This window comes from Microbacterium sp. NPDC090014, assembly GCF_044748285.1.
Taxonomy (GTDB): domain Bacteria; phylum Actinomycetota; class Actinomycetes; order Actinomycetales; family Microbacteriaceae; genus Microbacterium.
On record NZ_JBIVFS010000001.1, the window covers coordinates 1 to 13,568 of the forward strand.

At 69.3% G+C, this 13,568-nt stretch carries 11 protein-coding genes and 1 rRNA gene; 1 reads left to right on the forward strand and 11 read right to left on the reverse strand.

Annotation, left to right across the window (positions count from 1 at the left end; all coding sequences use genetic code 11):
• From ACIPV5_RS00005 to ACIPV5_RS00045, 9 genes are all read right to left on the reverse strand, one after another.
• Nucleotides 1-283, reverse strand: a 16S ribosomal RNA gene (locus tag ACIPV5_RS00005); the annotation flags it as partial.
• Between the two features lie 595 nt (nucleotides 284-878).
• Nucleotides 879-2,090 (reverse strand): ornithine--oxo-acid transaminase, encoded by a 1,212-nt coding sequence (rocD, locus tag ACIPV5_RS00010; RefSeq protein WP_053097826.1) that lies wholly within the window; start codon nucleotides 2,088-2,090, stop codon nucleotides 879-881.
• Nucleotides 2,087-2,974, reverse strand: coding sequence for a dimethylargininase (ddaH, locus tag ACIPV5_RS00015; RefSeq protein WP_053097827.1), 888 nt, complete (start codon nucleotides 2,972-2,974; stop codon nucleotides 2,087-2,089). Before ddaH ends, rocD begins: the two co-directional genes overlap by 4 nt.
• A gap of 165 nt (nucleotides 2,975-3,139) precedes the next feature.
• On the reverse strand, nucleotides 3,140-4,156 hold the full coding sequence (locus tag ACIPV5_RS00020) for an NAD(P)-dependent alcohol dehydrogenase (protein WP_400338751.1): 1,017 nt from the start codon (nucleotides 4,154-4,156) through the stop codon (nucleotides 3,140-3,142).
• Nucleotide 4,157: 1 nt separating this feature from the next.
• A complete protein-coding gene (locus tag ACIPV5_RS00025; RefSeq protein WP_053097831.1) occupies nucleotides 4,158-4,388 on the reverse strand; it encodes a helix-turn-helix transcriptional regulator in 231 nt (76 codons plus the stop codon).
• Nucleotides 4,388-4,822, reverse strand: coding sequence for a hypothetical protein (locus ACIPV5_RS00030; RefSeq protein ID WP_072591946.1), 435 nt, complete (start codon nucleotides 4,820-4,822; stop codon nucleotides 4,388-4,390). Before ACIPV5_RS00030 ends, ACIPV5_RS00025 begins: the two co-directional genes overlap by 1 nt.
• A 90-nt stretch (nucleotides 4,823-4,912) precedes the next feature.
• Nucleotides 4,913-8,614: a proline dehydrogenase family protein gene (locus ACIPV5_RS00035; protein ID WP_400338754.1), complete on the reverse strand. Its 3,702-nt coding sequence runs from the start codon at nucleotides 8,612-8,614 to the stop codon at nucleotides 4,913-4,915.
• A gap of 130 nt (nucleotides 8,615-8,744) precedes the next feature.
• Nucleotides 8,745-9,569: a hypothetical protein gene (locus ACIPV5_RS00040; RefSeq protein WP_400338757.1), complete on the reverse strand. Its 825-nt coding sequence runs from the start codon at nucleotides 9,567-9,569 to the stop codon at nucleotides 8,745-8,747.
• 4 nt (nucleotides 9,570-9,573) lie between these two features.
• The gene (locus ACIPV5_RS00045) at nucleotides 9,574-10,134 is read right to left on the reverse strand and encodes an acyl-CoA thioesterase (protein WP_056280685.1); all 561 of its coding nucleotides are present in this window, start codon (nucleotides 10,132-10,134) and stop codon (nucleotides 9,574-9,576) included.
• A gap of 130 nt (nucleotides 10,135-10,264) precedes the next feature.
• Between ACIPV5_RS00045 and ACIPV5_RS00050 the strand changes: the two genes are divergently transcribed.
• Complete coding sequence (locus ACIPV5_RS00050) at nucleotides 10,265-10,771, forward strand: GNAT family N-acetyltransferase (RefSeq protein WP_053097837.1); 507 nt, start codon at nucleotides 10,265-10,267, stop codon at nucleotides 10,769-10,771.
• Nucleotides 10,772-10,880: 109 nt separating this feature from the next.
• Here ACIPV5_RS00050 and ACIPV5_RS00055 read toward each other — a convergent pair whose 3' ends face one another.
• Nucleotides 10,881-12,593 (reverse strand): cytochrome b/b6 domain-containing protein, encoded by a 1,713-nt coding sequence (locus ACIPV5_RS00055; protein WP_400338759.1) that lies wholly within the window; start codon nucleotides 12,591-12,593, stop codon nucleotides 10,881-10,883.
• 2 nt (nucleotides 12,594-12,595) lie between these two features.
• The gene (locus ACIPV5_RS00060; RefSeq protein WP_053097841.1) at nucleotides 12,596-13,567 is read right to left on the reverse strand and encodes an electron transfer flavoprotein subunit alpha/FixB family protein; all 972 of its coding nucleotides are present in this window, start codon (nucleotides 13,565-13,567) and stop codon (nucleotides 12,596-12,598) included.
• Nucleotide 13,568: the final 1 nt, after the last annotated feature.

Here is a 13,568-nt window from a genome sequence, read left to right on the forward strand (position 1 = left end):
CGTCGACGCCTTGGTGAGCCATTACCTCACCAACAAGCTGATAGGCCGCGAGCCCATCCCCAACCAATAAATCTTTCCAGTAACTGACCATGCGGCCGCTACTCGTATCCAGTATTAGACGCCGTTTCCAGCGCTTATCCCAGAGTCAGGGGCAGGTTGCTCACGTGTTACTCACCCGTTCGCCACTGATCCCACAGAGCAAGCTCCGTGTTCACCGTTCGACTTGCATGTGTTAAGCACGCCGCCAGCGTTCATCCTGAGCCAGGATCAAACTCTCCGTAAAAAAGAAATGCATACGACACCGGGAAAACGGTGACGCAGCGAGTTTGATGCTGACCAAAGAGACAAATCATTGCTGACTTTATCCGTTGCCAACCCCACAAGGAGGTTGGTCTTTGATCCAAAGGAATCTCATCCAGCCGAAGCTGAATCGAGGTTATTTGGCATTTGACAAGTGCACGCTGTTGAGTTCTCAAGGATCGGATGCTCCCACGACCCAGTCATCACAACCAGGCCCGAAGGGCAACTTCTCTATCTTATCTGTGCCATTCGGCCTGTCAAATCGACACGCCGTGAGGCTCAGAACCAGATCTGCAGCTCGGGGCTCAAGGCCGCCGAGGCAACTTCACTAGCTTATCCGTTCCGGAGTCGCTGTCAAATCGACCGTTTCTCCGAAGTGGAAGCTCCAGGTCAGACAGAAGTGTGTCTGCGATCTGCTCCGAGGAGCTGATCGAGTGGAGGTGGTTCTCCGCTTGAGGGGGGTAAGGCTCTCGGCCTCTCCGCTTCCCTGTGGGGCGAACAAGTAATAAGTTACGTGGGTTCCGGGGTTCCGGCAAATCCGGGCTGTCCGCCGGGCGTGTCGCCCGGCGGACAGGGCGTCACGCCCCGAGAACCAGCTTCAGCTGCTCGACCGCCCAGTCGAGTTCGGTCGCGCGGATCACCAGCGGAGGGGCGATGCGGATCGTCTGACCGTGGGTGTCCTTGACGAGCACACCCCGGTCGAGGAGCTTCTCCGCGATCTCGCGGCCGGTGCCCTTGGCGGGGTCGATGTCGACGCCGGCCCACAGCCCGGCGATGCGCACCTCGGTCACCCCGTGCCCGATCAGCGGCTCGAGGCCGGCGGCGAGGTGGGCGCCGAGTGCGCGAGCGCGCTCCTGGAACTCCCCGGACTCGAGCATCTCGACGACCCGCAGGCCGACGGCCGCGGCGAGCGGGTTGCCCCCGAACGTCGAACCGTGTTCACCCGGGCGGATGACTCCGAGCACATCCGCGTCGCCGACGACCGCCGACACCGGAAGGATCCCGCCGCCCAGCGCCTTGCCCAGGAGATACAGGTCGGGCACGACGCCCTCCCGATCGCAGGCGAAGGTCTCGCCGACCCGGCCGAGACCCGACTGGATCTCATCGGCGATGAACAGCACGTTCTTCTCGTCGCAGATCTCGCGGATGCGGCGCAGGTATCCCTCCGGGGGGATCACCACTCCGCCCTCGCCCTGGATCGGCTCGATCAGCACGGCGGCGGTGTTCTCGGTGATGGCCGCTGCGACGGCATCCGCGTCCCCATAGGGAACCACGTCGAATCCCGGCGTGTACGGGCCGAAGTCCGTCCGCGCCTCGGGGTCGTCGCTGAAGCTGACGATGGTCGTGGTGCGGCCGTGGAAGTTGCCGGCCGCGACGATGATGCGCGCCTGGTCGTCCGCGATGCCCTTGACGCGATACCCCCATGCGCGAGCGACCTTGATGCCGGTCTCGACCGCTTCGGCGCCGGTGTTCATCGGCAGCACCATGTCTTTGCCGGCGAGAGTCGACAGCGCGGCGGCGAACGGCTCGAGCCGATCGCTCATGAAGGCGCGGCTCGTGAGGGTGACGCGACCGAGCTGCTCGGTCAGGGCCGCCACGAGAGCCGGATGCCGGTGCCCGAAGTTCACCGCCGAATAGGCGGCGAGCAGATCGAGGTACCGCTTGCCCTCGACATCCGTCACCCACGCACCCTCACCCCGGGCGATGTTGACCGGCAGCGGGTGGTAGTTGTGGGCGACGTGCGGCTCCGCCGTCACCTCGGCGCTCACGCCCGAGTCGACGGCGGTCACACCGCACCGCGCAGTTCGAGGGTGCAGCACTTGATGCCGCCGCCGCCGAGCAGCAGCTCGGACAGGTCGATCATGATCGGGTTGTAGCCGCGCTCGCGCAGCTGCTTCTCGAAGCCCTTCGCGCGCGGCGAGATGATCACGTTGTAGCCGTCGCTCGCGGAGTTGAGACCGAAGACGGATCCGTCCTCGTCGGACACGAGGATCGCCTCGGGGAAGCGCTCCTCGAGGATCGCCCGGCTCTCGTCATCGAACGCGCCGGGCAGATACGCGATGTTCGCGCGCTCGGGGCCGCCGTTCTCTACGCCCTGAACGGGGTCGAGCACCGCGATCGCGGTGTCCAGGTGGTAGAAGCGCGGGTCGACCAGGTTGAGCGACACGACCTCACGGCCGAAGACGTCGCCGACCTCGCGGTGGCTGTCGCCGGTCGAGCGGAACCCGGTGCCGGCGAGGATCACGTCGCCGACGAGCAGGAAGTCGCCCTCGCCCTCGTTGACCTCTTCGGGGATCACGGTGTCGTAGCCCGCGGCGCGGAACCAGTCGGCGAACGCGGGCGCCTCACCCTGGCGCTCGACGAAGCGGAACTTCGGTACGTAGGCGCGGCCGTCGATCAGGAACCCGCCGTTCGCCGTGTAGACCATGTCGGGGAACCCGGCGAGAGGCTCGATCAGCTCGACCTCATGGCCGAGCTCGAGGTACAGGTCGTGCAGCTTCTGCCACTGCTCGACCGCCCTGGCCGTGTCGGTCGGCTTCGAGGGCTCCATCCACGGGTTGATCGAGTAGTTCACCGTGAAGTGCGACGGCGTGCACATCAGGTAGTGACGGTGGTGTGCGGTGCGGACCGGGGCTGCGGTCTCGGATGCCGGCGCAGTGGTTTCGACAGACATGGGGCTCCTCGAACGGATGCGGCGGACGCTGTCCAGGGGCCCGGCGGTCCTTCGACCCGCGCCGCTCGATGAGAGCCGGCGCCCGGGGAAGATGCGACTCGGGCACGCCAGCATCCATTCTGTCACCCGCCCCCTGGACGCCGCCAGAGCGCAGGCGCTTCTCGCTCAGGCTCCGCGGACGACGACCTTGCCGACCGTATGACCGGCTTCGAGGTGCGCGAGGGCCGCGCGGGCCTCGTCGAATCCGAATTCGCGCTCGATCACGGGTGTGATCCGCCCCTCGGCGGTGAGCTCGAGCAGCTTCGCCAGGATCTCCGAACGAGGGCTCGCCGCCAGCGGGCGGATGCGGCGGCTCGAACCGATCGACAGGAACGCCGCCTTCACCATCCGCGGGATCGGGCCCAGCACGGGGCCGCCGTCACCCGTCACGAGCACCACCCGTCCGCCGGAGATCACGAGGCGCTGCAGGTCGCGCAGCGGCATCCCTCCGGCGATGTCGATCACCGCGTCGAAGTGCGCTGCGGGCAGCTCCGTCAGCGGCGAGCGACGGTGGTCGAGGGTGCGCACGGCGCCGAGGTGCTCGACGAGGCGCGCGTTGCGTTCGCCGCACGTCGCCCAGACCTCGGCACCGCGCAGCGCCGCGAGCTGCACCACGAAGGTGCCCACTCCCCCGGAGGCGCCGAGCACCAGGACTCGAGGGACATGGCCCGCCGCAGTGTGCTTGACGGAGCGGAAGCCGATCCCCGCGTGGTCGAGGGCCTGCCATGCGGTACCTGCGGCGATCGGCAGGCAGGCCGCAGTCTCGGAGGTCACATCCGGCGGGATCGGGACGAGGCGCGTCGCGGGCACAGCGACATGCGATGCGAGTCCCCCTCCTCCGACGAGCTCGCCCACCACGCGCTCGCCGACCTCGGCGCCGATCTCCTGGGATCCGACGGCGACGACGGTGCCGGCCACCTCCATTCCCCGCACCGGATGCTTCGGGCGCGTCAGGCCGAAGACCGGACGCACGAGCAGGGGGTCTCCGAGCATGAGGCGGATATCACCGGCGTTGAGGGCGGTCGCCTCGACGCGCAGCACCACCTCGCCCGGACGCGGGATCGGAACGGGGATCTGCTCGAGGTGCACTCCGTCGGACGGGCCGTACGTCTCACGCACCCAGGCAGGCATCGTCTCGGTCATCTCACACCTCCGTGGTCGTGGGCTCGGGGTACTGGAACAGGTCGTCGATGCCGACGCCGAATGCCCGGGCGATCTGAAAGGCCAGTTCGAGGGTCGGCGAGTACTTCTCCTGCTCGATCGCGATCAGCGTCTGGCGAGTCACGCCGACGCGGCGGGCGAGCTCGGCCTGGGTCAGACCGGCGGCCTCCCGATGCGCACGGATGCGGTTGGAGACGAGCGTCGGCTTGACCATCAGACGAGACCCCTTCGATAGGCCACGACCCGCGCGATCCCGCCCACGATCGTCGCGATCGCGAAGCCCGCGAACATGGCGTGGGCGATCCAGAAGACGTCCGCGTTCATCGCGCAGAGCAGGATCACGCCGGTGCCCGCGATGGCCACGAACGCCTGCTCGACACGACTCCCCATGCGACCGATGTCCCGATCGCGGATGTCGGACTTGCCCACGCCCTCGGGGTCACGTGCGCCGGCGATCATGCCCCAGATGATGCTGATCGCGATGGTCACGACGATTCCGCCGCCGATCATCCACAGCATCAGCGGCGGCCAGTCGACCTCGGTCACGGGACCGCCGGCCGCCTGCTGCAGCACCGCGACGACGTACGCCGTGATGGCGATCAGGCTGACGACGAGACCGACCCAGACGTTGCGCTCCTCGTAGACCATGACACCCTCCCGTGTAAAAGATTCTTGACACGAGGTTACGCCTGCTGCAGCCGCTGTGTCAAGAATTCTTTACACCGCGCTCGCGCGGCGTCAGATGACGGAAGCGCTCCAGGCGTCGGGGTTGCCGTAGCGGTGCGCGGTGATCGCGATGGCCTGCTCGTGCACGAAGGGCAGCAGCTCGATGCGCCCGGCGGAGGTGACCTCGCCGTCGTACACCGCGAGGTCGGGATCGCCGCCGACGGCTGTCGCCAGTGCGCGGTGCAGCGCTGCCACGGAGTCGCGGGGCCCGACCAGTCGCACCCGGCTCGGTCGCAATTCGTCGTCGAGGGATTCGAGCGTCGTGGACGGCTGCTCGCCGCGCCGCCGCATCCGCTCGATCCACTCGTCGTCGCTCTCCATGTGGACGATGGCGCCGAGCTCGCCGAGAGCGCGGCGAACCGGCGCCGGAAGACCGACGGGCGTCGACAGCACGAACCGGGCGCCGGCGCGCACCGCGGCGACGACGACGCGCAGCAGCTCCTGCCAGCCGGCATCCGCGGTGGCTCTGATCGCGACCGGCACCGGGCGGTAGCGGAACAGGTTGCGCTCGATCCCGAGGTGCGACACGTCGCGCACCTGCCCGAACTCGCGGTCCCAGGCGAGCGCATCCGAGAGCGCAGAACGACGCAGCCACTCGAAGGCCTCGAAGTCGAGCGACGGCTGCGCTGACTCGATGAGGTCGGTGATGCGCGAGTCCAGCCCGCGCAGATGGAGAGTGCTCGAGACGGTGCCGGACCCGCTCGACCGCCAGGATCCGAGTCCGATGAGGTAGTTCGGGCCGCCGGCCTTGGCGCCGGGGCCCACCGAGGAGCGCTTCCACCCGCCGAACGGCTGGCGCTGCACGATCGCACCGGTGATGCCGCGGTTCACGTAGAGGTTGCCGGCCTGCACGCGGTCGAGCCAGAGCGCGAGCTCAGCCGGATCCTGCGTGTGCAGTCCGGCGGTCAGACCGTACTCGACCGCATTCTGTAGATCGATCGCCCGCTCCAGCGTCGGCGCGTGCATGACGCCGAGCACCGGGCCGAAGAACTCCTCGGTGTGGAACCGCGAACCCGGCTGCACTCCCACACGGATGCCGGGTCGCCAGAGACGCCCCGTGGGGTCGTCGGTCGAGACGGCGGGCTCGATGAGCCACTGCTCGTCGCCCTCGAGCTCGGTGAGCGCCCACGCGAGCTTGCCCTCGGGTCGCTCGATCACGGGTCCGACCTCGGCGAGCGGATCGGTGGGCCAGCCGACATGCAGCGACCGAGTGGCATCGGCCAATTGACGGGCGAAGCGCTGGGAGCGTCCGACGGGTCCGACGAGGATCGCGAGGGAGGCCGCCGAACACTTCTGCCCCGCGTGCCCGAAGGCGCTGCGCACCAGATCGGCGACCGCGAGATCGAGATCAGCCGAGGGGGTGATGATCATCGCGTTCTTGCCGCTGGTCTCGGCGAGCAGCGGCAGTTCGGGGCGCCACGAGCGGAACAGCGCCGCCGTCTCCCACGAACCGGTGAGGATGACCCGATCGACGGACTCGTGCGAGATCAGCTCGCGGCCGAGATCGCCCTCTTCGATGTCGACGAGGGCGAGCACGTCGCGGGGAACGCCGACCTCCCAGAGCGTCTCGGCGATGACCGCCGCGCAGCGGCGAGCCTGCGGAGCCGGCTTGAAGACGACTCCGGAGCCCGCGGCGAGCGCGGCGAGCACGCCGCCCGCGGGGATCGCGAGAGGGAAGTTCCACGGTGGGGTGACGACCGTCACGCGCGCCGGGTCGAACGTGGCGCCGGCGACGGCATCCAACTCCCGCGCCTTGGCGGCGTAGTAGCGCGCGAAGTCCACGGCCTCGCTGACCTCGACGTCGGCCTCGGCGAAGACCTTGCCGGTCTCGGAGGCGGCGACCTCGATCAGGTCTCCGCGGCGCCCTTCCAGAGCGGCGGCCGCGCGCAGCAGCACCTCGGCCCGCTCGGCGGCGGGGCGAGCACCCCAGAGCGCCGCGGCGTCGTGCACGCCCGCGATCGTGGCCTCGAGCGTCTCCGCATCGTCGATCCGGGCGGCCTCGATCGTCGAGACGCCGAGGCTGGAGTCGTCGATCCGGGCGGTGATCTCGCGGGCCCAGTCCCGGTTGGCCGGAAGCGACGGGTCGCTGTCGGGCGTGTTCGCGAAGCCCGGCGCGCCGCCGGTCGCCTCATCGATCTCGCGTGGGGCGTAGACCGCGGTCTCCAGGAACGGCCCGGTCGGGTCATCCGATCCGCGCGAGATTCCGAGCACCGCCTGGGTCAGCCCCTCCTCGGGCGCAGGCGCCACCGGCACGGGGCGCATGGACTCGTGCACGGGTGCGAGTCGGTCCTGGCTGCGCAGCGCCCCCACCTGCAGCGTCGGGGACGCCGAGCGGTCGACCGCATCGAGGAACCTGTCGCGCTCACGCACGAACAGCGCCTCGTCGTCACCGAGGCGGAATGCTGCGGACAGGAAGTTGTCGCTCGACGCGTTCTCTTCGAGCCGGCGCACCAGGTAGCTGATGGCGACGTCGAACTCGCTCGGCTTCACGACCGGGACATAGAGAAGCACCTCGCCGACCTCGCGGGAGACGGCCTGCACCTGCCCCTGCGCCATGCCGAGGAGCATCTCGAATTCGATCGGCGGCTGCGAGTTCGCGGCGGTCGCCGATCCCGGATCGAGAGCGCGGACACCCCGCTCCCCCGCGAGCAGCCACGCATAGGCGATGCCGAACAGGTTGTGACCCGCGATCCCCAGACGCACGGCGGCGACGTTCTCGGGGCGCAGCGCCCAGTCGAGGCAGCGCAGATAGTTGGCGTCGGTGTCGAGCTTCGTGTCGTACGTCGCCTGCGTCCATCCGTGCATCCGCGCCTCGACCCGCTCCATCGCGAGGTTGGCTCCCTTGACGAGCCGCACCTTGATGGGGGCGCCGCCGTGGTCGACGCGCTCGAGAGCCCAGGCGGTGAGCTGCTGCAGCGCCGGCAGGGCGTCGGGCAGATAGGCCTGCAGCACGATGCCGGCCTCGAGACCTTCGAGCCGCGGATCCTCGAGGATGCGTGTGAACACCGCGATCGTCAGATCGAGGTCGCGATACTCCTCCATGTCGAGGTTGATGAAGGTGCGATCCGACGCGGCGGTCAGATACAGCGGAAGGAGTCGCTCGACGACCGACTGCACGACCTCGTCGAACGCCCACATCGAGATGTGGCTGACGATCGCCGACACCTTCACCGAGACGTAGTCGACATCGGGACGACGGATCAGCTCATGGATGCCGTCGAGCCGCCGCTGCGCCTCGGCCTCGCCGAGCACGGCCTCTCCCAGCAGGTTGAGGTTGAGTCGTGCGCCCGATTCGCGGATCTTCGCGATCGCAGGACCGAGCTTCGCCGGTCGGGCGTCGACGACCAGGTGACCGACGATCTCGCGCAGCACCCGGCGGGCGATGGGCACCACGGGGCTCGGCAGCATCTGTGCGACTCCGCCGCCGATGCGCACGGCCGACCGCAGGTACCACGGCAGGAAGTCGGGCACGATCGGGGCGATGCGGTGCAGCTGGGATGCCGCGGCGCTGAGGCTCTCGGGGCGCATGACCCCGTCGACGAATCCGAGCGTGAACGGCAGCCCGTTGGCATCCTGCAGCACACCGGCCAGGCGCTCGGCCGCCGGATCGACATCGGCGGCCGCGGCCTCGATCGCCCAGCGGCGGGCGAGCTCGACCGCACGGTCCGCGAGCGAGACGGATTCGGGATCCGTGGAGGGCATCGGGTCGGCCATGAGCTCAGCCTAGGACCGCGGTGAGCGCCTGGCCCTGAGCGACGATCGCGTCGTGCGGTTCCGGTCGCAGTTCGTGCCGTCGAACGCGCGGGCGGGCGGCACGAACTGCGACCGGAAGAGGTGAAACCGCTCAGAGCGCGGCGATCATCTCGTCGTATCCCTCGCGGAAGGTCGGGTAGTCGAGATCGCCGAGGAACTCCTGCAGCAGATGCCCGTCGAGCACCGTCCCGCCGCCGACCTCGGGGTCGAGGTGCGGCGGCGGCTCGACGCCGAGCCGGGTGGCGATATGCGCGACCACGCCTCCGAGCAGCACCGGCTCCCGATCGACGGCGTGGATCAGCGGTGGCGCGGAGTCGGCGCACAGCATCGCCTCGAGCAGACGCACGAGGTCCGTCTCGTGGATCCGGTTCGTGCGACGCGTGTGGTCGACCGGTGCCGCCTCTCGCACCCGTCGGATGAGGAAGTCGCGTCCCGGGCCGTAGATGCCGGCGGGCCGCACGATACGGGCACCGAACAGCTCCATGGCCAGCTGCTCGCCCTCGACCAGATCGCCGCCTCGCTCGCTCGAGACCCGCGTCGCGTCGCGCTCGGTCAGCGGTGTCTCGCCAGGACGCCCCTCGAACACGCGCGTCGATGACACGAACACGACCCGCTCCGGCATCGACGGCAGGGCCTTCGCGAGCCCGCGCAGCGCCGGTGGATAGATCGAGTCGCCCTCGGTGCTGGGCGGCAGCGTGATCACGACCGAGTCGAAGGCCGGAAGGTCACGGTCGAGCGGATGCCGCAGGTCCGCCTCGATCGTCGGGAAGGGCAGCTCCCCTGCACTCCGGCGCATGGCCGTGACCTGTGCGCCCTGCTCGACGATCCGCTCGCCGAGTCGCACGCCGAGCTTGCCGCATCCCACCAGCAGCACCGAGCCCGGTGCGCGCGTCTCGAGACCCCACGGATCGGTCACGGGGTCAGTTCCACACGCTCGGCGCGGAGGTGCGCACGGGAGGCAGAGCGGATGCCGCGGCCCAGTCGTGCACCCACGGATCGATCTCGGGCACGCCCTCGGGCTTGCCCACTGCGGCGAACAGCTCTTCGTTGCTGACCGTGCCTCCGGTGCGGCGCAGCATCCGCGAGCGCACGATCACCCGCGCGTAGATCTCGCCGCCGACGACGGCTCGGTGCTCGAGGAACACGGCCTTGTCGTCGTGTCCGATGAACCGGGACTGCACCTCGAACCGCTGCCAGAGCTGCAGGGACTTGCGGAAGGTGACGGTCTCGCTCGACACGACGGCGTACCAGCCGCGCTCGTTCATCGCGTCGAACAGCCCCGTGCGGATCAGCAGGTCCCAGCGACCGAGGTCGAACAGCGACAGGTATCGACCGTTGTTCATGTGGCGCAGGATGTCGATGTCGGTGGGGAGCGTCGTCAGTGTGATGCTGCTGACGGAGCCCGCGTCGAGGGTCTTGCCTCGCCGCACGCGGCGACGGGCGGAGAGGATCACGAGGAGAGTGCGCCAGATCACGTTCACGAGCACTGATCGTAGCCAGCGACGAACGATTCGCGAACATCGTTGTGCGATGTCTCCAGCGGCATATCGGTGCTGCGGGAACGCTTCCGTTCGATTTCCTCTTCGCGGACCCCGCGCGTAGAGTCGCGATATGAGCGCCGAAGCCCAGCCTGAAGTCATCGTCCGTCCGGTCCGTGATGTGGATGCGGAAGCCCTGGGTCGCGTGCACGCGCAGTGCTGGCACGAGACCTACGACCACCTGATCAGCAAGGCAGCCCTCGAGAAGGTCTCGCCCCGCCGCATGGCCGAGCTGTGGACGCACTGGGCCTCGCAGGGCCCCGAGTTCACCATGCGCGCCGCGCTCGTCGACGGAGAGATCGTCGGGTTCGTCGGCTCCGGCCCCGCCCGCGACAAGGACGCCCCGGCGTTCCGCGAGCTGTACTTCATCTACCTGCTCGACGCGTACCACTCCACGGGCATCGGCCAGAAGCTGTTCGACGCCGCCGTCGAGAAGGACGAACCTCTCTACCTGTGGGTCGCGGAGGACAACCCCCGCGCCCACCGCTTCTACACGCGCAACGGATTCACGCTCGACGGCGCGAGCCACACCGAGCCGTTCCTCGGCGAGACGCTGACCGAGGTGCGCTTCGTGCGCTGAGCCCGCGCCTCGTGGCCTCGCGCTCACGTTTTCGCATGAACGGCCCCCTGCCTCAGGCAGGGGGCCGTTTCGCTGCGTCGGAAGCGGTCTGGGCTGAATCGTGGACGGGTCAACGTCCGGAGACGGTGCCGAACAGCTTCGCGATCGGGGCGATGACGAGCGGCCGGGCGGCGACCCAGCCGAGGGCGATCACCACCAGCGATGCCACGAAGACCCAGAACCCGGTCCAGCCGACGGCGTCCGAGGAGGCGTACATGTGGTTGAGGTTGCGCAGGAACCCGGTGAGGAACACCAGCGCGACGTGTCCGATGATGAACACCACGAAGTAGATCATGATCGGGAAGTGCAGCGCGCGGGCCCACTCGATCGGGTAGGCCTTCGAGAGACGTTCGGCCTTCTTCGGCCACATCCCCGACATGCGGAACCCGGTCGCCGCCGCCAAGGGAGCCGCGATGAACACCGTGACGAAGTAGGCCAGCTGCTGCAGGCTGTTGTAGTTCACCCAGCCGTGCTCGGTCGGCCAGTCGAACGACACGTACTGCAGCGCGGCCGACAGCGCGTTCGGGATGACCTCCCAGCTCGTCGGCACGATGCGCGCCCAGTGTCCGGTGACGAACAGCAGCACCACGAAGATCACGCCGTTCACGAGCCAGAGGATGTCGAGCGCCTGGTGGAACCAGATCGTCAGGCTGACCTTGCCCTTGGGATCGTTGCGCGGGGTCCAGAACGCGGTCGGGCGCTTCTCGTTGCGGATGCGGAGGCCCGACCGGATGATCAGCACCATCAGGAACACGTTGAAGAAGTGCGCCCAGTTGGTCCACGGGGCGAATCCCGGTTCGACGGCGACGGCCGGCTCGTATTCGCCGGGGAACGCGGCGAGGAAGTCCTGCATGAACGGGAAGCTCAGCAGCGCCCGCACGAACGCCACGGCAGCGGCCGCCAGGATGCCGAGCGCCGCGGCGCCGAGGAGGACGGCGATCGCCTGGGTCCAGGTCGGCCGAGGTCGGTCGGATGCCGGAGCCGTCGCCGTGACGTGCCGAGGCGCACTGCCGTTCCAGACGGTGCGGGGAGCGGGCAGCGGGATCGAAGGATCCCCGAGCGCGAACGCGGCCGCGGTGGCGACGGCCGTGGTGGGTGCGGATGCCGGAGCGGCGGCCGGTGCGGATGCCGGTGCAGATGCCGCGACCTCGGAGGCTGCATCCGCGGAGGCCGGGGCATCCGCGGCAGCCGGGGCATCGACGGCGATGGAGGAGGCCGCGTCCGAGGCGACTGCGATCAGCGGAACGGTATCCGCCGGGGGCCACGGATCTCCGCCGGCGACTCGCGGCAGACCGCGACGCACGGATCCCGTCTGCGCGACGACCGGGGCCGACTCAGGCGTCGGCTCGTCGAGCGTGGACGGCGAGGCGGACCGGGTCGGCACGTCTGCCGCGGCGTCGGTGGCAGCATCCGCCGGCTCCGGCGTCGAAGACGATGTCCGCGCCGCGGCAGCGCCTGCGCCTGCGCCTGCGACAGCCGCCACGCTCGCGGGAGGCCACGGTTCGCCACCCGGCGTGCGCGGAAGGCCCCGGCGAAGAGACGCGCCACTCGCCGCAGACGGCACCGCGTGCTCGACGACCGAGGACTCGGGCTCCGGCACGGTAGCCACCGGAGCGGCAGCCGCCGGGGCGGCCTCCTCCGACTCATCGAGCGAGGTCGACGGCGCCGAGAGCGGCGATGCGTACTCGGCATCCGCAGGCGCCTCCACGGCGATGTCGCCGGGAGGCCACGGCTCGCCGCCGGGAACGCGCGGGAGCCCGCGCCTGAGCATCCGCGTCGCCATGGCTACTTCTTCCGCGCCTCGAGGGCCGCGATCACCTGCGGGACGATCGTGAACAGATCGCCGACGATGCCGAAGTCGGCGACGTCGAAGATCGGCGCCTCGCCGTCCTTGTTGATCGCGACGATGTTCTTCGCCGTCTGCATGCCCGCGCGATGCTGGATCGCACCCGAGATGCCGAGGGCGACATACAGCTGCGGCGAGACCGAGACGCCCGTCTGACCGACCTGATGCGACTGGGGGATGTAGCCGGCGTCGACCGCCGCGCGCGAGGCGCCGACCGCTGCGCCGAGAGCGTCGGCGAGCTCTTCGACGAGCACGAACTTCTCCTTCGAGGCGAGGCCGCGACCACCCGAGACGACCCGCGTGGCGCCGCGCAGCTCAGGCCGCGTCGACGTGGACTCGACGGCCTCGACCGCGCCGACGGTCGCCCCGACGGTGCCGGATGCCGACACGGAGAGCGCGTCGATCGTCGGCGACTCCACCGCCTCGGCTCGCGCATCGACCGCGCCCTGACGCACCGTGATGACCGGTGCGCCGAACGTGGGAGCCGAGTCGGTGAGGTACGCGCCTCCGTAGACGGAGTGGTGGGCGACGATGCCCTCGTCATCCCTCGAGACGCCGACGGCGTCGACCGACAGCGCCAGCTTCGCGCGCACGGCGAACCGCCCGGCGACATCGCGTCCGCTGATCGAGTTCGAGATCAGCACCGCGTCCGGCCGCACCTGCTCGAAGGCCGCGTGCAGTGCATCGACGATCGGCACGGTGAGCACCGTCGGGTCGCCGTCGGCCGTGAGCACGACCGACGCTCCGGCCGCGGCGACCTGAGCCGCCGCGTCTGCGGACCCTCCGACGACGAGCGCGACCGGAGCGCCGACGGTCGAGGCCGCGCCGATCAGTGCCGCCGTGCTGCTGGCGGGGTTGCCCGCCGGGTCGAGGTCGACCAGGACGAGGATGGGGTTCTCGGGGTAGGTCATG

Bases quoted from the DNA above. Each gene is read 5' to 3' on its own strand.
- ACIPV5_RS00055 (WP_400338759.1), bottom strand. From the start codon at position 12,593: ATGGCGACGCGGATGCTCAGGCGCGGGCTCCCGCGCGTTCCCGGCGGC.
- ACIPV5_RS00025 (WP_053097831.1), bottom strand. From the start codon at position 4,388: ATGGTCAAGCCGACGCTCGTCTCCAACCGCATCCGTGCGCATCGGGAG.
- ACIPV5_RS00030 (WP_072591946.1), bottom strand. From the start codon at position 4,822: ATGGTCTACGAGGAGCGCAACGTCTGGGTCGGTCTCGTCGTCAGCCTG.
- ACIPV5_RS00020 (WP_400338751.1), bottom strand. From the start codon at position 4,156: ATGACCGAGACGATGCCTGCCTGGGTGCGTGAGACGTACGGCCCGTCC.
- ddaH (WP_053097827.1), bottom strand. From the start codon at position 2,974: ATGTCTGTCGAAACCACTGCGCCGGCATCCGAGACCGCAGCCCCGGTC.
- ACIPV5_RS00050 (WP_053097837.1), top strand. From the start codon at position 10,265: ATGAGCGCCGAAGCCCAGCCTGAAGTCATCGTCCGTCCGGTCCGTGAT.
- ACIPV5_RS00035 (WP_400338754.1), bottom strand. From the start codon at position 8,614: ATGGCCGACCCGATGCCCTCCACGGATCCCGAATCCGTCTCGCTCGCG.
- ACIPV5_RS00060 (WP_053097841.1), bottom strand. From the start codon at position 13,567: ATGACCTACCCCGAGAACCCCATCCTCGTCCTGGTCGACCTCGACCCG.